The organism is Catenovulum sediminis (assembly GCF_007289895.1).
Taxonomy (GTDB): Bacteria; Pseudomonadota; Gammaproteobacteria; order Enterobacterales; family Alteromonadaceae; genus Catenovulum; species Catenovulum sediminis.
Map to the genome: position 1 here is coordinate 1241216 of NZ_CP041660.1, position 23495 is coordinate 1264710.

The following is a 23495-nucleotide window of genomic DNA, read 5'->3' on the forward strand; positions in this document are numbered from 1 at the left end:
TGTTATACAAAAATAGCTGTAAAATAACTAGCGTAATTTATGCGATCTATTCAATCTATTTATTGGAGTGTATATAGAGTTACTGTGGGTAATGCAGGAAAAGCATCTGCCGCTTTGTTGCGGCAGATAATATTTTTATCAACACTCAGTCTGTGTATCAACTGAGCTGACTTTATTTTTTATACACTGCCAAAGCAGCTTTTACCTGCTCTTTAGAAGTACCGCCTTGCGCCACACGTTTTTCTAAACAGGCTTCGATGGTTAGATGTTGGTATACATCATCGTCAATCTGCTCACTGAAAGTTTTCAGTGTTTCGATTGGCAAATCTTCTAAAGGCTGACCCGCTTCAATTGCTCCGACAACAGCACGGCCAACAATATGGTGTGCTTCACGGAAAGGAATGCCTTTCGCCACTAAATAATCAGCCAATTCAGTTGCATTGGAGTAGCCCTGCTGCGCAGCTTGATAAGTACGATCTGCATTTACTTTAATACCCTCAACGCACAAAATAGCCATTTTTAAACAAATGCTCCAGGTGTCAACGGTATCAAATAAGCCTTCTTTATCTTCCTGCATATCTTTATTGTATGCCAAAGGTAAAGCTTTCATAGTAACCATCATGCCAGTTAACGAACCTACCACTCGACCACATTTGCCACGGATCAGTTCCATTGCGTCTGGGTTTTTCTTCTGTGGCATGAGTGAAGAACCGGAGGTGACCTGATCGTCCATTTCTAAAAAGCCAGCTTCACCTGTATTGTAGAAGATAATATCTTCTGCCATACGCGATAAATGTACTGAAGAAATAGAAGCAACAGATAATAGTTCGAGTACATGATCGCGATCAGATACTGAATCCAAACTATTACGCGTCGCGGCTGCAAAGCCTAAATCTTTTGCTAAAGCTTCTCTGTCTATTGCGTAAGCTGTACCCGCTAATGCACCACAACCCAATGGGGAAGTATTCATCAGTTCCAGTGCATTGTTCAAACGCTTACGATCACGCTCAAACATTTCAACATAAGCTAAACACCAGTGTGCAAAAGTTACAGGTTGTGCGCGTTGTAAATGTGTATATCCAGGTAAAACAGTGTCCTGTTCACGTTCAGCTAATGCAACTAAGGCCTCAACTAATTGTGCTAAAAGTGCAGATAAATCTTCACCTTGTTGTCGGCACCAAAGTTTCAAGTCAGTCGCAACCTGATCGTTTCGACTACGACCTGTATGCAATTTTTTACCTAAATCACCGACCGCGTCAATTAATTTACCTTCAACCCAGCTATGGATGTCTTCAGCGTCAGACTGTAAAACAATACTCGGATCCGCTTTAACTTCGGCTAATAAAGCATTTAAAGCCGCTTCTAGCTTTTGCTGCTCATCTGCAGTTAAAACATTGACCGAAGCAAGTGCACGTGACCAAGCGACTGAACCAACAATGTCTTGTTCAGCCATTCGATAGTCAACTGGCAGAGAGTCGTTAAACTCTTTAAATAAATCACTTGTTTGGCCCGTAAAACGACCACCCCAAAGTGCCATTATTTTTTCTCCATTGCTGCTTGTTCTGCTTTGTTCATCGCTGAAATACGGCTAGATAAGCTAAATAAACGAATAAAACCTTCAGCATCTTTTTGGTTGTATACTTCATCTTCACCAAAGGTAGAAAACTCTTCGTTATACAAACTATTGGGCGAGCGACGTTGAGTTACAGTGCAGTTACCCTTGTATAGACGGACTACGATATCACCTGTGATTTCTTCAGCAAACGCTGCTGCAGCTGCTAATAAGGATTTAGATAACTGAGTAAACCAGCGACCATCATAAATCACATGAGAGAACTCTAATCCCACTTGTTCACGGAATTTAAGCGCACTCTTGTCTAACACCATAGTTTCTAATGCTTTGTAAGCTTTCATCAAAACAGTACCGCCCGGTGTTTCATAACAGCCACGAGACTTCATCCCAACTAAACGGTTTTCTACGATATCAATCCGACCGACACCATGCGCAGCTGCTTTTTCGTTTAAATAAACGATTGATTCATATGGTGATAATGCTTTGCCATCAACTGCGACTAATTCGCCTTTTTCAAAGCTTAATTGCACTGTTTCAGACTCATCTGGTGCATCCATAGGATCAACTGTCATGGTCCAAATGCCTTTTGACGGTTCGCACCATGGATCTTCAATTTCACCACCTTCATGTGAAATGTGCCATGCATTTGCATCTCGGCTATAGATTTTGGTCAATGATGCAGAGCAAGGGATATTGCGCTCGGCTAAATAGTTTAATAAGTCTTCACGTGAACGCATTTCCCACTCTCGCCAAGGCGCAATGACTTTTAGCTGAGGTGCTAAAGCAGCAAAACAAGATTCAAAACGAATTTGATCGTTTCCTTTACCCGTGCAACCGTGACAAACCGCGTCTGCGCCCACCTTCAAGGCAACCTCTACGTGTGCTTTTGCGATAACAGGACGAGCCATTGAAGTACCTAGTAAATACTCACCTTCGTATACCGCACCCGTTTTAACAATTGGGAAAATGTAGTTTTTGACAAACTCTTCTTTCAAATCAACAACGTGACACTCTGAAGCACCAGAAGCAATGGCTTTTTCTTTAATACCTTCTAATTCTTCGTCACCCTGGCCAACATCGGCACAAAAGGCAACAACTTCACAACCATTGTAAGTTTCTTTTAACCAAGGAATGATAGCCGAAGTATCTAAACCACCGCTGTAAGCCAATACAACTTTTTTAATATCTGACATATAACTAATCTCTCTTTGCAGATCGGACATCAGCCCGATATATCAATTTGTTATCGGGCCTGAAACCCGACCTACAATAATTATTTTTTAAGCAGGGTCATCAAAACCGCATTTTGCGCATGCATACGGTTTTCGGCTTGCTGCATTAATAAAGAACATTCACCATCAACCACTTCATCAGTCGCTTCAATGCCTCGGTAAACCGGTTGGCAGTGCATAAAATACTGCGCTCCGGTTTTTTCCATTAACGCGGCATTTGTTTGGTAGGGTGCAAATATTTTGCGCACATCCTCTAACGACTTGCTATCGCCCATAGAAATCCATGTATCATTGTAAATGGCATCTACGCCATTCGCCAATTCAATGTCGTGACTCAAGGTAATTTTACCGCCATTTTGCTCAGCTAAAGTTTGAGCATGCTGGGCAATAAGGGCATCAGGCGAATAACCAATTGGCGTGATAACACGCACATCAACACCTAAAATAGCACCGGCTAGCATCAATGAATGCGCGACATTGTTACCATCACCAATGTAAGCAATTGAGGCACCTTCTAATGTGGCGCCCTTTACTTCATACAAAGTTTGGTAGTCAGCCATGGCCTGACACGGATGGTATAGGTTACATAGAGAATTCACCACGGGTACATTTGCATGTTCAGCCAACTCGACCAACGTATTATGCTCAAATACGCGCGCGACAATAGCATCCACCCAGCATGACAAGTTGCGCGCAAAATCTTTAACCGATTCACGTTTCCCCAAAGCGCCATTTTGCTGATCAAGATAGACAGCATGCCCACCTAATTTTGCGATACCAACATCAAAGCTGACACGTGTACGCAACGAAGGCTTCTCATACAAGGTTGCAATACTTTTGCCAGCCAATGCCTGACTGTATTTTTCTGGGTTGTTTTTAAAATCGACTGCTAGTTTAATAATGTCTAACAATTCTTCTTTTGAGCAGTCTTTTACACTTAGGAAATTTTCCAAAACCTAACTCCGAAATTATTCGTTTGGCTGAACAGTCGTTCCACACGATTGATCATTTAACCATTGTGAAATCAGGTTTGGATAACGCCAGTTTAATATACCTATCGGCGCTTGCAATTCAGTTGCGACATCCAAAGCTGTATTCACTTTTACCACCATTCCATCGGTGATGACTTTATCTGCGATCAGTTGATTGGCTAACGCTTTAGTCATTTGTGGAATTACTTTTTTCTCAGCGTCTAAAATACCGTCTACATCAGACAAGAGTAGTAATTGACCCGCAAGCATTTTTGCTACCGCTTCCGCAGCCTGATCTGCATTTACATTTAATAACTGGCCATTTTCGTCACAGCCAATTGAACTCACTAAAGGCAGATAACCTGTTTTTACCAAGGTTTCAATTAACCCAGCATGACCATTGGCTACTTGACCAACGCAACCCAAATCTGGGTCTGGTACATGGCAGTGAATGTCACCGCCATCGGCTAATGAAATCCCGACAGCCTGATCGCCAACTGCTTTTGCAGTTGCAACCATTTGTTTATTGGCTGAACCGGCTAAACCACCAACTACATATGGAATATGTTCAACTGGCGTAATACGTAATCCATCTTTTTTCTGACTACTTAACCCCAAATCGGTTAATAGCTTTTGCACCAAAGCGCCGCCGCCATGTACCACGACAACAGGTTGCTGCTCACGAATTTTTTTTAATTCTAGAAAAAAAGCGCGCAAACAGTCGGCATCTTCTAACAATGCACCACCTACTTTGATGACTAAAATTTTATCTGCCATTATTAGATAAGACCTCGGTCTGAATCGAAGCCAAAGCGTAAGTTAGCACATTGGATCGCTTGCGAAGACGCGCCTTTTAATAAGTTGTCTATGGCACTAACAACGATTAAATAGCCTGTCTTTTTATCTAATTCCCAGTGAATATCTACAAATGGGGTGTTTTCTACATCTTTAATTGACGGCCATGACTGGCGTAAACGTACCAGTCGTTTACCTTCATAAGCTTCGTTATACGCCGCATTGACTTCACTCAGTCGCGCACCATCTACCAACTTTAGAGTAGATGTGGCTAATATACCGCGCTTAAAATTACCTAAATGAGGCGTGAAGATGACTGGATGACCCAAATGCTCGGCGATCTCTGGTTGGTGGCGATGTGTTAATACACCGTAAGGGTGTAAGCTGACTTCACATACGCTGGTGCCTAAGTTGGCTCGACGCCCCGCCCCAGATGCACCACTGGTCGCATTGACAATTGGAATCACGCTACTATCAATCAACTTAGCTTCTTTTAACGGTTTTAACGCCGATAAAACCGCTGTTGGATAGCAGCCCGGCACCGAAATTAGGTTAGTTTTCTGAATATTTTTGTGATTCCATTCCGCTAATCCATACTCAGCCTGATTCAATAAATCAGGAAACTTATGCGAAAAGCCATAATAGTCTTTAATCACAGCCAAATCAGATAAACGGTACGCACCGGATAAATCAAATACCACGCCACCTGCATCAATGATACGAGAAACCATGTCGACACTGGCTTCATGCGGTGTACATAAGAAAATAGCATCACACTCGGCGACTATTTTGCCAATCTGACTCTCACTAATTGGGATTAAAGTACGGTCGATTTGATATGAAAATTTTCCATGGATAGCTGAAAATGCTTTATAAGCATCTGCACTATTTTCAGAAACATACAAACCTGCGATGTCAAACTCAGGGTGGTTATGAATCAGACCTGCTAATTCAGCACCTGCATAACCACTCGCTCCAACAATTGATACTCTTATCATCATCCACTCCCAGCGCAAAACCAAAGGCGTATTGTAGCAACCAAACCGACAAAAAATAAAGCGCACAGACCCGCCTGAAGTAAAAAACAAGCTAAGGGCTATGCGCCGTTAAATTTTAAAAGGCAAATATACTAACGATTTGCCGATATATTAACCAAGTTAAACCAATAACTCAAGTCAATAGTGAATACATATTCAGTTTTTGTGAATATTTATACATTCAGTTTGCATTTAAAAATTAGCTTAATGAATCCAATGCTTGTTTCACATCTGCAGCTAACTCATCGCTATCCTCAATTCCAACCGAGAAACGAACCAAATTTTGTGTAATGCCAGCTTTTAACTGTGCGGTTTCGTCCATCGCAGCATGTGTCATAGTGGCTGGATGACAGACTAAACTCTCTGTCCCCCCCAAAGATTCGGCCAACGAAAAATGCTCTAACGCCGCGATGAATTGCGTGACTTCTTTGGTTGTTCCTTTTAATTCAAAACTCAGCATAGCACCAAATCCCAATTGTTGCGCTTTGGCAATTTCATGCCCGGGATGAGATGGCAAACTTGGATGATAAACCACTTCCACTGCTGGATGCTCTGATAATACTTTTATCAACGCGAGCGAGTTTTCTTGATGTTGTTTCATTCTCGGCACTAATGTGCGAACACCACGTAAAGTCAAATAGCTATCAAAAGCACTGCCAGTGATACCGATGCAATTTGCCCACCAAGCTAACTCTTCACCCAACTCTTTAGTTTTGGTCACAACCACACCACCTACAACATCGCTGTGGCCGTTGATGTATTTAGTGGTTGAATGCACCACCATATCCGCGCCTAAAGTCAAAGGCTGCTGGAAGACCGGAGATAAGAAGGTATTATCAACAGCGACCAGGGTATCGCTCGCTTTCGCACGTTGGCAAATATCTTTTAAATCAGTAATGCGCAACAATGGATTACTGGGTGTTTCTACCCAAATAATTTTAGGCTTAGCAGCAAACGCAGCATCTAATTCTTGTGGATTTGTTTGATTAATAACCTGCAGTTTAAAAGCGCCCCGTTGTGCCAGATTGACAAACAAGCGGTAACTGCCACCGTAACAATCATGTGGCACCACCAATAAATCATCTGGACGTAATAATTGGCAAACCAAGTGAATTGCAGCTGTACCTGTTGCAGTAACTATGCCATGCTCACCTTGTTCTAACTCAGCCAGTGTATTGGCCAGTACATCGCGAGATGGGTTGCCACAACGGCTATAGTCGTAAGGTCCTTTTTCATTAAAACCTTTAAAAGCATATGTGCTGGACAAATAGATAGGCGGTACAACAGCATTATATTGGCCGTCAATTTCGATGCCACCGCGCACAGCGATGGTTGCTAGATTTTTTTTACTCATATATTATGGCTGCTCAGGTTTATTTTAGACGTCTATACGTCTAAAATGTATCGTTTAGCGTGTATGCGGTCAAGCCATTTCAGAACAGATTGACGAATTTGGCCTTGATTATATAATCAACGGCGGTTAAACGTCGAATAAACAAGTGAAAGATTTATTATGGCAAAGTGGAACGGAAATTATATACACCCGTACGTTGAACACGGCAAAAAAAGTGAAAAAGTAAAAAAAATTACCGTTTCTATTCCGACAAACGTCTTAAAAGTATTAACCGATGAGCGCACACGTCGCCAAATAAATAACTTAAAACATGCAACAAATAGCGAGTTGTTGTGTGAAGCATTTTTACACGCATTCACTGGTCAGCCACTACCAACTGATGAAGATCTAAGCAAAGAAAGTGTTCATAGAATTCCCAAAGAAGCACGCCAGATCATGACAGACATGGGGATAGAGTTTGAAGAAGAAGATGAGTTGCCGAAAGATTAACACAACTTGGGCATCAACAAATATTTCCATTTTTCGCCAGCCTTACTTTATTCTTTTCATTTAGTTCAAGTCTCACAAAAACAAAAACACTCAGTTAAAATCACAATCAATCAAAAAAGATCCAAACTGATCACATTTTATACTATCCTTGCTAGTGGTAATTGATTTTACTAACCCTCACTCGAAAAATTGAAGGTTATTAGAAATTCAAACCGCTAAACACTTAAACACAACAAATGTTTTTAAAAGGAAAAGTTATATGAAATCACAAATTAGTAAGGCGCTCATTTTTTGCCTTGTATGTTTTACAACTTTCTGGCAATGCAATGCATTTGCAGATGCCGAAGTAACACGCAATACCGATGGCTCTTGGTTAGCTCGTGTTGACGGCGCTGCTGTTTATCAGGGTTTGCGTTATTTTGAAGCTATCAATGCAGCAGCCAACAATATGGGTGCTGGCACAATTAATATTCGTAATTCCGGTGACAGCGGCCCGGACGGAGGGAATGTTTACGCGATCCGCCCAATGGCCGGTCAAACACTTGATTTTCACGGTCACCAGGTCAATGCAAACGGCGGTGACTTGGTTGTACCTGTTTATTGCGATCGACGGGATAATATTACAGTGCGAAATTTACATGTTGTGGGCAATCCAAGATATGGTATTTGGTTTCGAGGCTGTTCAAATATTATATTGGAAAATATCAGCATGGATCTGAGTCCACACAATGCTGTGGGTTTAGGTATCAGAGTTGACGCTTCTACAGGTCCGGCTTCTAATTTAACCATTCAGGGCAATATTGATATAAATGGCTCAACCACACATGGTGTAGAAACTTACGGCATCGATGGTTTTACCATAGGGGATGTAACTGTCAGTAACTCCGGTGGCTGTGGTTTGCTGTTAAATGACTCCCGAAATGGCACCGTTGGCAATGTGGTGGGCCATTACAACAACTGGGGTGGCGGTTATGCGACCTTTAGAGTTGCAAATGGAAATGGACCAAATGTCAGCGTGGACAGTGTTTACTCACGTAATTCAGGCCGCGGTTTTTTCAGTGTTAGCGGTAGTTATGGTACAACAGTTAATTATGTTGATATTGATACGACAACCTCGCATGGTATCTTTTTGGAAGACGCATCTGATACCCATGTTTTGGCAGGCACTGTGGCAAATGGTAACCCCAACTGTCAACTAGTCCGAACTGATAATTCAAGTATTAGTGTTTCAGGTTGTTCACAAGTGGGTACGCCACCAGGAGGTACAATCAATAATGGCTCAATAAATGGTCTGTATAGAATTACTCCCCTGCACAGTGGTAAATCAATAGATGTTGCCAGTTGCGGTTCAAGCAGCGGGAGTAACATACAACAATGGTCTTGGCTCAATAATGATTGCCAAAAATTTAATATTTCAACTGTTGATGGGATCTGGCATAAAATTTCACCGGTAAATGCCCCCGATCTAGCACTAGACGTTGACTCAGCATCGTCCAATAATGGAGCCAATGTTATGCTTTGGCAGTATTGGGCTGGGACAAATCAACAATTTAGATTTCAAAGTGCCGGCAATGGTTTGTGGCGCATTATAAATCGAAAGAGTGATTTATGTTTGGACGTAGAAGCGCTGTCTAATGCAAATGGTGCAAATGTATTACAGTGGGAATGCATATCTGGCAACAACAATCAGATATTTCAATTAGTTGCACAATAATCAGCACAGCCAAAATGCTTGATAAAACACAGGTTGCAGTATTAACAAACGTTCGGGAATAAATCGGGAATAAGGGGGTAAGCATCATGTTGCCCCCTTTTTTGGTACAATTTATTTGCACCTCTACTGCTGAAAATACTTTTCTATCAAAGCATATACATCTTGCATTTGATATTCATTGTTATTTCTTGGCAACGACTCTTTTAACGAGTTAGGTAACATTAAAATCGCACCTTTTTGCGGATCATCAGCTAAGCGGCCGTGGCTGCCTTTAATTAACTCAGGCGTTAATGGGATGACATCCATTAACATCCGAAAACCTAGTTTCTTTTTCAGTACTTTGCCGATCATTTTCAGCAATGGAAATTTGATTTTTGGATCAATAAACATTTCAACCGGATCATAACCGGGTTTACGGTGAATATCGATGGTTCTGGCATAATCGGGCGCTTTGTCATCGTCCAACCAAAAATAGTAACTAAACCAAGCGTCACTTGTACTCACAACCAACAAATCCCCACTTCTCTCATGTGCCAGCCCCCGTTCAGCCTGCTCTGATTTATCCAGTACCTGCTCAACCCCCTCTTGCTCGGCAATCAATTGCTTAACTTCGGCTAACTGATGCTGATCATTCAGATAAATATGGGCACATTGATGATCGGCTACGGCAAAAGCCGTCGATGCTCCGCAATCTAAATTTTCACGGCTTTTGGTTTCACGCACCCGAATATAACCTGCACGCCGTAAAACTCGATTTAGGTGAACAACCTTATTAACGGCCGTGATGCCGTATTCGGAGACAATCATATAATGCGGATTGAATTCAGCTAAGTCATCCATCAACTCACCAACGACCGCATCAATTGCTGAAATTTCTGCAGCGATGCGACTGTCGTCCGGCCCCCACTTTTGCAGGCAATAGTCTAAATGAGGCAAGTATACAAGCTGCAGGTTGGGTTGATGCATCCTAAACTCTTCGCTGGCCGCTTTTGCAATCCATTTACTTGCACCTATGCCCGCTTTAGGTCCCCAAAAATTAAAAAACGGGAAAGTACCGATTTTTTGCTCAATCGTTTGGTGTAAACCTGCAGGTGTTGAATAGCAGTCAAATATCTTGCCGCCATCCGCTAAATAATGCGGCCGCGGCGTAATACTCGCATCAACATTGGCGTACATGTTGTACCACCAAAATAATTTAGATACTTTAAATTCTGGCTGTGTGGCTTTTAAGCTATCCCAAATTTTATCACTTTGTACCAGCTGATTAGCCTGTTTCCAAAAACCCACTTCTGCTAGCTCTTTAAAGTACCAACCATTGGCTACAATACCATGCTCTGCCGGCTTTTTACCCGTTAACATACACGCCTGCGAGGTGGTTGTGACGGCCGGGAAAACTTCTTTCAGTGGATGTGCGCTATACCCTTTGCTCAGAAGTTTATTTAAGTTAGGTGTATTTTCACCCAACATATAAGGGCTTAAAGCAACAATATTCAGAACAACTAACGGTTTGGACATAACAAGCCTTTTTGCTGCATATATTGGGTTAAAAAATCAAATTCTTGTACCAAGCCCGTAATCAGATCGCCACTGGATAATGCGCCTTGATGCAAAAAGTTGAGCCATGTATAAGTTTCAATTTCAAGTTCTGGTTTAAGATTTTTATGCGCGGATAAAAAGTCGAGCGTACTTAAAATTGCATCTTGTGTCGTTAAAACTTCAAAATGTTCATTGATTTGAATATTTTTTTTATGGATCGGGACATGATAGTGAATGCGGCATTGCAAGCAGTCATATTGCTTCAGCAACAGAGCTAACTCAGACTGGTCTAAATCTGGCAAGCTAACCATCTGATTTTTTTTGTGGTTTTCGTCCGGCAGCATAATTTTGCACTGGTGCAAAAATTTTTTATCGGAGAATAAATGGCACAAGGCGTCAACCTGAGCTTTATTTTCTAACCTAACAGATAATGCATTGGAGATTTGTATTTTCGCAACAACAATACCCGCACTATGGATAGCATTTAATGACTGTTGGCAATCTTCAAACATTACCGCTTGATGACAAGTGTCGTAACAACAGCCTAGATATCGCAGCACAGTGTTTTCTGCTATCCCTTGCAATTTTGCTTGTGGAATTAGATGCTGATGAAAAAAATTGATTAATTGTTGCGTTTCTTCCAATACACAATCGGGTTCCATCTCTAACGCAAAACGAATACACTTTCCGCTTTTTTGTTCCAGCCGCTCAAGTTGCCAAATCAAACGTAGCAGGTTTTGTACAGCTTTGTATTGATGCGTATCAGACCAATTGACGGCATAACCTAATGGCAAAGTAGAAATTGCCCCCGAAGTTTTACCTTCAGGTAAACAGTCGGCCAATATTGTTGCAAGTTCAACGCTATAATCGAGTCTTGCTTGTGTCGCCCAACACGGAGAATAAACTTTCTGTTTAACGACATCCTGATGGAAATCACCATACGGAAAACCATTTAAACTGGTTAAGCGCACACCATTTTGAACAAGTGACGCCTTAAATGCAGCAAGTTGATTATGCGCATGAATACCCGATAATTTTTTCACCGTATTGGCAGACAGCCACAAACCAGAAGCCATTTGCTCCAACTGCCTTTGCTGCCGTACCGGTTGAAAAAAAGACACTAAATTATCCATAACGGCCGGTAGCTCATCACCGGGGTGGACATTGCTACAATAGGCAAGCTCATGGGCTTGCCATTTGTTTGTTGGAGCTTGTATTGAAGATTGCACGAGACTTATAATTTCTTTTCAATAACAGGCTCTTGGCCTCGTGTTACACGGTTATCATTGTAGGTTTTAGTTTGATCAATAAGTGGCTTTTTCACCATATCTATTGAAATACGACCGCTTTGTGCAAAAAAGTTAATTGGGTTGTTAAAGGTAACCGTTTCAACGTCTGCCTCCGAGAAGCCAGACTCCAACATAGCTTGAGCTGTTTTTGGCACTTTCAGAGGATCGCTTATCCCCCAATCCGCAGCACTGTTTACGATCATTTTTTCCAAACCATATTCTTTTAATAGGTTAACCATACGCGGTTCTGACATTTTGGTATTTGGATAAATACTGTGTCCACGCCAACATTCAGTTTCTAGAACCAAAGGCAGCGTTTGTTCATTCAAATGGTCAATTAACACCATTTCTTCTGCTATCCCGCTTTCTTTAATAACGTCAATGGTTCGTTTGGTACCGTTCACTTTATCGCGGTGTGGTGTGTGGATCAGTACAGGTAAGTCCAGCTTTTTGGCCAATTCCAGTTGCTCACACAAAAAACGATCTTCTTCGGGTGTCATGTCGTCGTAGCCAATTTCACCTATACCCACTACATTATCTTTTTGACAATAGCGCGGTAATAATTTCATCACGGCCTCTGCCAGCTCGACGTCATTCGATTCTTTGGGGTTAAGGCCCATAGTGCAAAAATGCATTATGCCAAACTGAGATGCCCGAAAATGCTCCCAACCTATCAAGGTATCAAAATAATCAATAAAAGAGCCGACTTGAGTGCGTGGTTGTCCAAGCCAAAAAGCCGGTTCGATGATACCGACAATACCTGCCTCAGCCATATTCTGATAGTCATCTGTGGTGCGAGATAACATATGGATATGTGGATCAAAAAAGTTCATGAAGTACCCTTAGTACAGTTTTTGCACTGCTTAAATTAATGTTTTAACTCAGCGAATAAGTCTTTGTCTTGTATTTGCAGCATTTGTTCAATCTGCAATTGATGCTGTGAACAACCATGATAAAAATGTTCGATATACTGTTTTGCTTGATTACAATGCTCTGCATTTAAATCAGCTAGACGGATTGCTAACCATATGGAAGCTGGCGGCGTTCTTTGCGCAAGCGCCTGCTCTATCAAGTAGGCAAAACACATATTGGATAAATTTTGATTTAAGCGTGTTTGCAAATTAATAACCTTAGAGATATCCAAGCCCATAAATATAGCCTTAAGCACCAATTGGTTATAGTTTAGTGCAGGGAAAAACGAACTGGGGTAAGGATTGTCTAAAGCCAGCGCTGAGAACTCGACCAAACTGTTACAGCGAGCAGCACGAATCGCAATCTGTACCGCATCACCTGACGCGTCTAACCAATTTAACCCTTTCAATAAGGCACATTTTTCGCTTTCATCAGCAAACTGATAATAAGATTTTGTTTGTGCAGCAATTTGTTCGCAATCCAAGCTTTTAGCAATTAACAGAATTCGAACTAATTCTACCAAAGCGAAAGATCGATCTTCCAACTCAATGACCACGTCGCTGCTGGTTTTAAGTTTGCGTTTAGCACTGGCCGAATAAAAAAGCAGTTCGTCTAGCGTATCGTGTGAATCATTGACCTGACAAGCTTGCAACCCTTCTGTCAACCAATCTAGGGAAGTTTGCGCCAGTTGCACTGTCAATATTGGCATTAATTTTTTGTGCAATTCAGTATAATTCATGGTCATTCACTAAGTCATATACAATCGTTTGCTTAACAATCGACATGGTACCAATAAAGTCAAGATAATCAGTGACCAGATGTACTGCCCCGACAAAGCAACCATCATGGCATCCAACGGAATAACAGCAATTAACATCCATTGAATCATATTTTGAATATTCGTTGGTGTATAAGCTTGCCACAACTGGTATAAACGCCATAACACGGTTATGAAGCAGCTTATCAATAATAGTAAACTAGTAATTTGTTGGGTGGCCGTTAGCTCAAAAACAACAAGCGCTAAGTAAAACATAAAACCACAGCCTGTTAATAATAGTGCTGATACGACAAATAAGACTTTTTTGTTATCCGCTTGCGTTTCTTGTTTACTTAAAAAAGTCAGTGCGGTGATGTAGACAAAAATCGGGATCGCCACCAAAAATGGCATTACACTGGTTTGCAGCGATAAAACGCCAATAAAGCTAGCGCCTAATAACCAATTAAAATAACGACACGCGCCCATACATAAAGCGCCTAAAAAACCCCCTTTAATCACACCATCATAAATGATAATGGCCAACAGCAAAGCACCTGCAACATACAAACTGGTGTAACTTTGAGGAGAAAAAGCCCAACTCGATGCTAAGCCAATCAGCGTAGCACAAACCACGAGTATCCACGCATGTCTAAGCTTGATTTGTCCGCTGGGAAGCGGTCTGAAAGCACGTTCTTGCAAGTCTTCACGATAATCCAAGCAATCATTGAGCGCCATACCGGCATAGTATAAAAACAAGCTGGCAAAAATTAAAAATACAAGACTAAAGTCAATTTGTCCGGCCGACACGATAACGGCAGCTGCCAGTATATTGCTGATTGCAGAAATGCCGTTGGGCGCTCTAATCAACTGTAAATATGCTTTAGTTGTTGCTTTCAAATTACTTACCACATTTTATCGATAATTTTTTACACTACTACGGTGATCAGAAAAAATCCAGATTTCATCCGAACAGCACGGTAAAGCGCCGAAAAAGTGCCAATCCAGTCCGATTTTATCCAATTTCGAGAAGTCTCAAAGCAAATGATAGATGGGTTAAATTTCAAATACAGATTAACAACCCGCCCCCATCTAAGCCGCTGTTAAGTTGCCTAATTCATCTAATTGCAGCGCCTGAATGGCATCTTGCATAGTCGCTAAATCTATCTCGTGAGCTTCAAATCCACGACCAATTTCATGCAATAGGGTAATACACAAATCCCCCCTAAATGCTCTTTAAATTCATCAAGCGCTTTTTTGACATCCATTTGATAAATAACCGGATGAGACAATTCAAACCCTAAAGTATCGAGTAGAGAAATAACTTTAATCATTTCTGGTTCGCTCAAATAGCCCATTTTGCAAGAATAGATAGTGTCCAAAGCAATACCTATTGCGACTGCTTCTCCGTGGCGCAATTCGTTGTTAGATAACTCTTCCAATTTATGTGCTGACCAGTGACCAAAATCAAGTGGCCTTGCTGAGCCATGTTCAAAAGCATCCCCACTATGAGCAATATGCTGCAAATGCCACTTAGCACCTTGATAAATCATATTTTCCATTGCAGACGCTGAAAACTGTGCCAGCTCTTCTTTTTGCTCGTAAAGCTCGTCGAAAAATGTTCTGTCTTTAATTAAAGCAACTTTCACCGCCTCAGCAATGCCGGCCCTTTTGTCTCGCGCTTCTAAACTATCCAACAAAGCATAATCATTAATAACAGCGTAAGGTGGAACAAAAGTCCCCAAGTAGTTTTTTCGCTTGTGGTAATTAATTGCATTTTTAACACCAACACCAGCATCATTTTGCCCTAGCACAGTACTAGGCATACGAATGAGTCTAATGCCTCGATGCGCCGTTGCAGCAGCATAGCCAACCGCATCGACCACCGCTCCGCCGCCAATCACTAAAATATAAGAGTGTCTATCGATAGCATATTTTTCGACCGCGTTGTATATCACATCCATCAATGTCGGATCGTTTTTACAGGCCTCTCCGCCTGGCATTGATATAGCGGGTAATAATTTGACATCTAGCTTGGCAAAATAAGATTGAATTTTTTCAACTAATTCGGGCGTTGCTGCCAGTAACCCTTCATCTAATACAGGTAAGACTTTGGTATCCGTTTTATCAATACGAAGAAGCTCTGTTAGCTCACCATTATTTACATCAAATGCATTTCGGGTAAACAAAACGGGGTAATCAAAACGCACAGCGAAAGATTGTTGTATAAGTTGTCTACTCTGTTGATTATCCACCATTCAAACCTCATCTACTAAAATAGCCAGCGCTCCATTCTATCGGTCCAGCAACCTACTCTAAAATTGTTGAACTTGTCTTTAAAGCCGAATCACTTGCATTAGATATTAACACCTTAACACTGGACTAATTAACATTTATTACACAAAATGCGTGATCAAGCCAAGCTAGCGCCTACATTCATAAAAAACAATTGAATACGTATTCATAAAAACCAATCAATGAATACGTATGCAACCTTAACAGGTTAAAAAAACACCCTAACAAAAATAAATTAACCCTTACTTATCAATAACTTAAAGTTACAAAAAGTAAATCTCTAAAATTGCCAACTGCAACCTAAAATAACCGAGCTTCTCTCATTTGTCGAACAAACTGCTTCTTATCAGAGAAGGAAATCGTTATACCACAACCCCTCTAACCATTCAAATATGATGAGTTTAATTCATAAAAGAAAAAACCAAAATAAAAACATAAGACATTGATTAGTATTGAGTTTAATCAAAAATCAATAAGATTAAATTATGAAAAACTCGACCGTTTTTCTTCTAACATTTCACTAACCTCAATTGACTTGTTAACAATTAAATTAATATCAAGGTGTAAAAACCGAATTAACCAGAACTCTGGTTCGAACGACCCATTAACATAATCAACACATAGTTTAAACAAATATCCTGTGGTAGCTTTTGATAGAAAGCTCTGAACTTGCTGATTTTCACAGTTAATCAAACAAGCGCTTTTCACTTCACACACAATACATTTTCAGGTGGGTATATGAACACAACAAAGGACAAAAGGAGCAACATAGGCTCCTTGTTATACTATCTGTTGTCGACGGTTTTATTGTCGGCAATTGTTGGTTGCGGTACATCAAATGCTGCAGTTAACAATACATCAATCTGCTATGACAATTTAAATGGTTACGCCAATCCAACCATACATATGTGGAATGCGAACCCTGCTGGCACAATTGCGAACACACAATGGCCAGGTGTCAATATGACAGTTGAAGGAAACTTCTACTGTTATGATCCGGGCACAAATGTGACGTCACTTAATGTCATATTCAGTGACAGCGGTAATCAGCAGACAGCAGACTTATATATGCAAGGAAACGCAACCTGCTACCAAAATAATAATTGGACTAGCCTTGAAAATTGCGGGTTAATTCAGACCAACCAAGCTCCAGTTGCTAATGCCGGCAATGATATAACAGTTATGACCGGCGATACTGTATTTTTCGACGCCTCTAACTCTTCCGATTTAGATGGCTCAATTACCGATTATCAATGGGATAACGGGCTAACAGGTGTCGCTCCTAGTTTGGTTTATAATACTGCGGGGACCTACCTTGTTACCTTAACCGTCACCGATAATCTGGGTGCAATTGCAACAGATGAAGTTGAAATCACCGTTATTGCAAATTCAAACGGTGAAAGCGTTAGCACGACAGCAATTTGTTATGACAATGCCGCGGGGTTTGCAAATCCAACCATTTACCTTTGGGACGCTGCGCCTGTTGGCGCTTTTGCCAACACGAATTGGCCAGGCGAAGCTATGGTCAATAAAGGCAATTACTTTTGTTTTGATACAGCGGCAGAGTTCGATTCTATCAAAGTCATTTTTAATGACAATGGTGCCAATCAAACAGCTGATTTAGTTGCGACGGCCCCCAACCAGTGCTTGCAAAATGGTGTATGGGTCAGTCTGCAGGATTGTGGTTTTACACTAGCTGAGCCCACCTATAATTACCCTAACGGCAAAGCGCTCTATTATATCAATACGCAAAATATGAATCCGGTCAATGCACACGTCTGGGACGCTTTACCAGCTGGCAGTCTTGCCGATACAAATTGGCCGGGTGCAGTTTTATCAGATTTTGGCGGTTTAGATATTTGGTACCTAGACCTCCCTGAAAATGTCACCGAAGGAAACGTTATTTTTAGCCAGAATGGTACTAACCAAACAGCCGATTTGGTATTTTCTCAAAATGCCCTTTGTTACAACAATGGTGTTTGGATGACGCCGCAAGCCTGCGGGATCCCGCAAGCTTCAAGTGCCAATGCTGGCACCGATCGAAAAGCCAACCAGAATACTAGAATTGCATTATCGGCCGCGGCATCTGCCGGTGATACCACGGGTACTGCCTGGTCTAGCGATGCTTGGTCGGGTGATTTGACCGGTCGCCATGTTGTCACCCCTCTTCTTACTCAAACAGGCACATTTACAGTCACCATGACACTGGCTAATGGCAGCAGCGACAGTTTTGAATTAGAGGTTGTTAATGCAACTCAAGCGATACCGGAACGTCCAAATTTAGCGACTCAATTAAATTTCCCATTATCAGGTAGTGTATCTTCTGGCAATTATCAATTTGAACCTGCTTTTCCGGCACTCAATGGATTATTTTCTTCACCCGTTATGGTGACGCATGATGGTGTCAACGATTTGATCTATGTGGTTGATAAAAAGGGCACTCTGTCCGTTTTTCCAAATGACAAAGACGTCACCGTTTCTCAAGTACAAACCCTGTTGGATATCTCAACCGAAGTTCGCGACTACCATGAACAAGGTTTATTGTCCGTGGCCTTCCATCCTAATTTTGCCAACAACGGCTTCGCTTATATCTACTATATCGAAGGTGATAATGACAATGAAAGTGATAATGGAGTGTTTGGCGATGCGGTATTGGAGCGTATAACACTCAATGATACATTTTTCCCAACCGCGGCAAACAACAGAATAGAAATTTTACGTATTCCGCAACCAGGTCCAGACCATAAAGGCGGTATGATGGATTTTCACCCCTCCAGTGGTGAGTTCTATTTAAGTATTGGTGATGGCGCTTATGGCGATACCGCACTGGTACCAACTCAACCCGATCCCAGAACGAACAATAGCTCGCAAGAAACTGATAACTTACGCGGTAGTTTTATTCGTTTGCAAATGCGCGATACCCCCAATGCGCAGGGACTTTATTATGATATTCCGAATGATAATCCTTTTGTAAACAATCCGAATGTGCGCGATGAAATTTGGTCATACGGCCATAGAAACCCTTGGCGCTGGGCGTTTGATACAGTTCTGCCATATACCTTGTGGGAAACAGAAATCGGTCAAGCTGGTTTCGAGGAAGTTAATATAATTAATGCAGGCAATAATTATGGCTGGCCTATCTGTGAAGGTTTAAACCACAGAGGCAATAATGGTGGTGATCCAAACAATACCCGTAGCTGTGATAATGATCTCACAGCACCAATAGGCGGTTATAGTCATGATACAGGTTCAGTTTCAATTATTGGTGGCTTTGTCTACCGCGGTACTCAGTTGCCAGCTCTTTCAGGTCGCTTTATTTACGGCGACTATGTCAGTAAAAAAATCTGGTCTGCCGCAGAAGGTGATACCGATGTATTGGTAAGTGATGCATTTCCGAGCAACATTAGCTCTTTTGGTACCGATGTCGCCGGTGAAGAAGTATTTATCAGCTCACATGGTGCTGAATATGGAGGTTTATCTACAATTTACCGGATGGTAGACAGCGATGTCCAAGCGGCGGTTGTGCCCGCTAAATTATCCGAAACCGGATTGTTTGCAGATTTAGTAAACCGGATACCGGCACATGGTGTAATAGAGTATGAGGTCAATTCTGATGGTTGGTTTGACGGTTTGCAAAGCAGACACTTTATCGCCATTCCGAATGATTCAACGATCGCCTTTTCTGCTGACAACCTATGGGATTTACCCGTTGGCTCTGTGTTGGTTAAACACTTAGAACTTCCCATCACAGTATCTGAGACTAGCGCTTTTGAAACCTCAGTTTTGTTTAAACAAAACTCGGGTAACTGGGCGGCAGCAAACTACCATTGGAATAATGAAGGAACAGACGCTAATTTAGTTGAACAAGCATTTACCGCAAACGTTGATCAATTTTATCAAGGTGCCACGCTCAACCATGACAGACGCGTGCGCTCTGGCGCTGAATGTACATCTTGCCATTTAGGCACGGGCAGCAAAGAACCACTTGCTGTTAACAGCGAACAACTCAATAAAAGTTATAATTATCAAGGCTTCAATGAAAACCAACTTGACGCTTTTAATCAAATTGGCTTGTTTGATAGCAATATCGGATTTGCTGCAAATTATCCAACGCTACCCGATCCAAGCGATAACAGCGCCAGCATTGATAGTAGAGCCAGAGCTTACTTAGAAACTAACTGTTCACATTGTCACGATGGCAGTTTGATGGATCTTAATTATGCAACGGCCGTTACAGATATGGACATTATGAATGTTAAGCGAGGCAGTGTATATCGAATGCTGCCGTTCGATCATACTGCAAGTTTGCTGTATACCTATCAAAATGATGACGCGAATCGTATGCCTAAAGGCAGTGAGTTAAGTAACCCGCTCGCCGAGGAAATTATGCGTCTATGGATTGATGCACAAGGCGTCAGCCAAATTGCAATGTCTGTTAGAGCAAGCTCGACCCTAGTTGGTATTGGTGCAAGCTTAGAAGTCTCGGCTTTCGCGTTGTATAGTAATGATTTTGAAGTGATACCCACCGATTCGGTTTCTTGGGTATCCAGCAATGAAAATATCATTTCAGTTACAGGCGACAATGGTACCGTCAGTGTCTCAGCACATAATCAAGGCAGTGCTACCATTACCGCATCTAGCGGTGGTTTTAGTGGCGATATTACATTGACTGTGGTGGCGGGGCCTGAGCAAGTTAGTAATTTAACTGCCACAGCAACCTCTAAAGAAAGCATTTCATTAAGCTGGACTGATAATGCCAATGATGAAGTAAGTTATCAGATTAGTCGTGCAACTACATCAGCAGGGCCTTACAGCCTAATAAAAACGCTTGCAGCCAATTCACAAAACTACATTGACTCGGGTCTTGCTTCGTCAACTCACTATTATTATCGGGTGGTTGCCAGCGGAGAAAATGCCAACTCAGTCCCTGTCGAAGCCGATGCGACGACACAAGCTGAAGCGGCAATCGAAACCCTAAATATTGTCAGTGAAGTAAACGTGCGCTTGCGCGCGACTGAAACAAAACAACTGGTTGCCATAGCAACAGCGGGCGATGATACTTTAGGTGTCACGTTAAGCTCGAGTTGGCAAAGTGCTAATGACAACATTGCTACTGTTTCTAGTTCGGGAGTGGTCACAGCTGGGAATACGGCTGGCACAACGACAATATCCGTAACCCATCAAGGATTGGTAGCAAGTGTTTTAGTAGAAAACCTAGGCGCAGGTCAATACCTTTATTTTAATAAACCCGAAAATTGGGCTACCCCTAGAGCCTACATTTGGTCCAACGAAGCTGGCGCTTTGTCGACACACAGTGATGCTTGGCCAGGCTCACTTATCACTCAAACTGCGACAGACTTAGGAGGTTCTTGGTTGCGTTTATTTATTTCGAATAACTGGTCCAACAGCAATGGTGATTTCAATATCATCTTTAATAATGATGGCGCAAACCAAACTGCAGATTTAACCGCCAGCATCTATACTGAAAATTGGTACGATGAGCAATGGTTGACTGCGCCCGCTATAGGTAATGGCGTTGAAACTGGCACTCAAATCCAAGTGGGTAATGGCACAATTACTTTATCTGGCAGTGATAATTTAAGCGGTAAGTTATTTGTACCTGGCACCGTAGTTGACATTCAAGCAGATACAGCAGGAACCGGGTTAGAGTTTGCACAGTGGGAAGGTTCCGGTGTTGCATATTTGGTTGATGCGAACAGCGAAACAACACAGATGGTTGTTGGTGACGCCTTATCTTATACATTACTGGCTGTATATGACTCTGTAAGAGATGAGCATTTGGCTGGACGTCAATATTATACAGATACGGGTTGTGCGGGGTGTCACGGCAACGAAGGTAACGCTAATCCACCTTTAACCGGTCTAGCCGGCACATATACCTTAAGCGAACTGACCAGTTATATTGAAACTAATATGCCAATGGGTAATGCAGCCGCTTGTACCGGTGAATGTGCCTCTAGTACTGCAGCGATGATCTTAGCCGAAGCTTTCACAGCGCCTGCCAACGTATGCAGTATTGACGACTTAAATGATATTGTACCGCAAGACAGAAACTACCGGTTACTATCAACACTTGAATACAATAATTCTGTACGGGATCTTTTAGCCTTGACACAGGATATTGACGTGACCAGTGGACGTATACCTGCAGATATCCCAGCAAATGGCTTTAAAACCAATGCCAATACTGTCTTTACCAATGATTATGCAAAAGGTTATGTAACCGCCGCGGAAGCAGCTGCTGCTATGGTCAACAATATGTATGACCTGACATCTGCTTGCAATGAGATTAATTGCTTCTTAGATGATTTTGCAAAACGTGCATTCCGTCGTCCATTGACAGCCTCGGAAAGAACAAGCTTAACCTCGGTTTATAACGACCAAGGTCAATTGGCGCTGTTATCTACTATCTTATCTTCACCTGCTATGCTCTACCGTTCTGAGGTTGGTGAGCCAAGAGCAGATGGTTACTATGAGCTAACAGATTACGAAGTCGCGAGTTTACTATCGTATACCTACTGGGCAACCACGCCTGATTCTTGGTTGATGGCGAAGGCTGATGCTGGTGAGCTTAGTACATCCGCAGAAATAGCGAATACTGTCAGTCTAATGCTGCAAGACAATAAAGCTGAAGTTGCATTTGAACGCTTTATCGAGGGTTGGCTTAGTTTAGACAAAGATATTAAAACCGTTGAACTGAATGACAACCTAAAAGCAGATATGAAACAAGAAACCATAGAATTTGTCCGACGTACTGTATTCAATGGCGGTAATTACAACGAGTTACTGACAGCACAATACAGTTACATGACAGAGCAACTTGCTAACCACTATGGCTTCCAATGGCCAGGTGGAACAGGCTGGCAGCGCGTTGAGTATGATCCCAACGAGAGTAATGGTGAGCGTGCAGGTTTATTAGGTCATGCTGGTATATTAGCAATCCAATCGGCATCTGAAAAAACGCACCCAGTTAAACGAGGGTTATTTGTGCGTAAAAACCTGATGTGTCAAGATTTCCCACCACCACCGATTGGGGCGGTTCTAAAACCACAAGAAGATCCATCACTAACCGTGCGTGAAAGGTTTGAACATGCGCATTTACAAGACGGATGCGAATCATGCCATCAATTTATAGATGGTATTGGTTTCGGTTTTGAAAACTACAACGCGTTTGGCCAGTATGTAACAACTGAAACAACGGATGATGGCAGTGTCAAAGCAATAGATTCGAGCGGTTATATTGGTAGCTTAAACTCTGCGGAAACATTCTTGTCAGCCAGTGAAGCGGTTGTAAATTACCAAGGGATCAACGAATTAGCATCGTTAGTTGCCGACAGCGCCCATGGCAAGGCTTGTTATGCAAGACAATGGTTTAGGTATTCCCGTGGTGTACACGAAGCTTCTGAAGACGCTTGTACTTTGCAGGTGTTTGGTGACAGCTTCAAAAATGGAAGCAATACCAGCCTGCTAGATCTCATGATTCAATTTACACAAACCAGCAACTTCACTTTGCGTAAATAAAA

15 protein-coding genes are annotated in these 23495 nt (G+C 41.9%); 3 read left to right on the top strand and 12 right to left on the bottom strand.

Translation table 11 applies throughout. The features are described from left to right. Positions 1 to 172: 172 nt before the first annotated feature. The 6 genes from argH to metB all read right to left on the bottom strand — a co-directional run bounded on the left by argH (position 173) and on the right by metB (position 6962). Positions 173 to 1537 (bottom strand): argininosuccinate lyase, encoded by a 1365-nt coding sequence (argH, locus tag FNT16_RS04865; protein ID WP_143870489.1) that lies wholly within the window; start codon positions 1535 to 1537, stop codon positions 173 to 175. Beyond that, positions 1537 to 2766 (bottom strand): argininosuccinate synthase, encoded by a 1230-nt coding sequence (locus FNT16_RS04870; RefSeq protein ID WP_143870490.1) that lies wholly within the window; start codon positions 2764 to 2766, stop codon positions 1537 to 1539. Before FNT16_RS04870 ends, argH begins: the two co-directional genes overlap by 1 nt. A gap of 80 nt (positions 2767 to 2846) precedes the next feature. Next, positions 2847 to 3758 (bottom strand): ornithine carbamoyltransferase, encoded by a 912-nt coding sequence (locus FNT16_RS04875; protein WP_143870491.1) that lies wholly within the window; start codon positions 3756 to 3758, stop codon positions 2847 to 2849. Between the two features lie 15 nt (positions 3759 to 3773). Then, entirely contained in the window at positions 3774 to 4553 is a 780-nt protein-coding gene (gene argB, locus FNT16_RS04880; protein WP_143870492.1) for an acetylglutamate kinase, read from the bottom strand. Positions 4554 to 4555: 2 nt separating this feature from the next. After that, positions 4556 to 5569 (bottom strand): N-acetyl-gamma-glutamyl-phosphate reductase, encoded by a 1014-nt coding sequence (argC, locus tag FNT16_RS04885; RefSeq protein ID WP_143872873.1) that lies wholly within the window; start codon positions 5567 to 5569, stop codon positions 4556 to 4558. 238 nt (positions 5570 to 5807) lie between these two features. Further along, positions 5808 to 6962 (bottom strand): cystathionine gamma-synthase, encoded by a 1155-nt coding sequence (gene metB / locus FNT16_RS04890; RefSeq protein WP_143870493.1) that lies wholly within the window; start codon positions 6960 to 6962, stop codon positions 5808 to 5810. Positions 6963 to 7121: 159 nt separating this feature from the next. Here metB and metJ point away from each other — a divergent pair, with 159 nt between their 5' ends. Beyond that, the gene (gene metJ / locus FNT16_RS04895) at positions 7122 to 7451 is read left to right on the top strand and encodes a met regulon transcriptional regulator MetJ (protein WP_143870494.1); all 330 of its coding nucleotides are present in this window, start codon (positions 7122 to 7124) and stop codon (positions 7449 to 7451) included. A gap of 259 nt (positions 7452 to 7710) precedes the next feature. Further along, positions 7711 to 9165 (top strand): RICIN domain-containing protein, encoded by a 1455-nt coding sequence (locus FNT16_RS04900; protein ID WP_143870495.1) that lies wholly within the window; start codon positions 7711 to 7713, stop codon positions 9163 to 9165. Positions 9166 to 9288: 123 nt separating this feature from the next. On the opposite strand, the gene FNT16_RS04905 is transcribed toward FNT16_RS04900, so the two are convergent. From FNT16_RS04905 to FNT16_RS04930, 6 genes are all read right to left on the bottom strand, one after another. Further along, positions 9289 to 10680, bottom strand: a complete 1392-nt coding sequence (locus FNT16_RS04905; protein WP_143870496.1) for an alkaline phosphatase family protein — start codon at positions 10678 to 10680, stop codon at positions 9289 to 9291. Next, positions 10665 to 11930, bottom strand: coding sequence for a metabolite traffic protein EboE (eboE, locus tag FNT16_RS04910; RefSeq protein ID WP_143870497.1), 1266 nt, complete (start codon positions 11928 to 11930; stop codon positions 10665 to 10667). The genes FNT16_RS04905 and eboE overlap by 16 nt, the downstream gene beginning before the upstream one ends. A gap of 5 nt (positions 11931 to 11935) precedes the next feature. Then, positions 11936 to 12823 (bottom strand): TatD family hydrolase, encoded by an 888-nt coding sequence (locus tag FNT16_RS04915; RefSeq protein WP_143870498.1) that lies wholly within the window; start codon positions 12821 to 12823, stop codon positions 11936 to 11938. A 35-nt stretch (positions 12824 to 12858) separates the two neighbouring features. Continuing rightward, a complete protein-coding gene (locus tag FNT16_RS04920) occupies positions 12859 to 13641 on the bottom strand; it encodes an EboA domain-containing protein (protein WP_143870499.1) in 783 nt (260 codons plus the stop codon). 9 nt (positions 13642 to 13650) lie between these two features. Then, on the bottom strand, positions 13651 to 14556 hold the full coding sequence (locus FNT16_RS04925) for a UbiA family prenyltransferase (RefSeq protein WP_185976698.1): 906 nt from the start codon (positions 14554 to 14556) through the stop codon (positions 13651 to 13653). A gap of 263 nt (positions 14557 to 14819) precedes the next feature. Further along, positions 14820 to 15914, bottom strand: coding sequence for a 3-dehydroquinate synthase (locus FNT16_RS04930; protein WP_246072372.1), 1095 nt, complete (start codon positions 15912 to 15914; stop codon positions 14820 to 14822). 775 nt (positions 15915 to 16689) lie between these two features. Between FNT16_RS04930 and FNT16_RS04935 the strand changes: the two genes are divergently transcribed. Then, positions 16690 to 23493: a starch-binding protein gene (locus FNT16_RS04935; protein ID WP_143870501.1), complete on the top strand. Its 6804-nt coding sequence runs from the start codon at positions 16690 to 16692 to the stop codon at positions 23491 to 23493. The last annotated feature ends 2 nt before the right edge of the window (positions 23494 to 23495 follow it).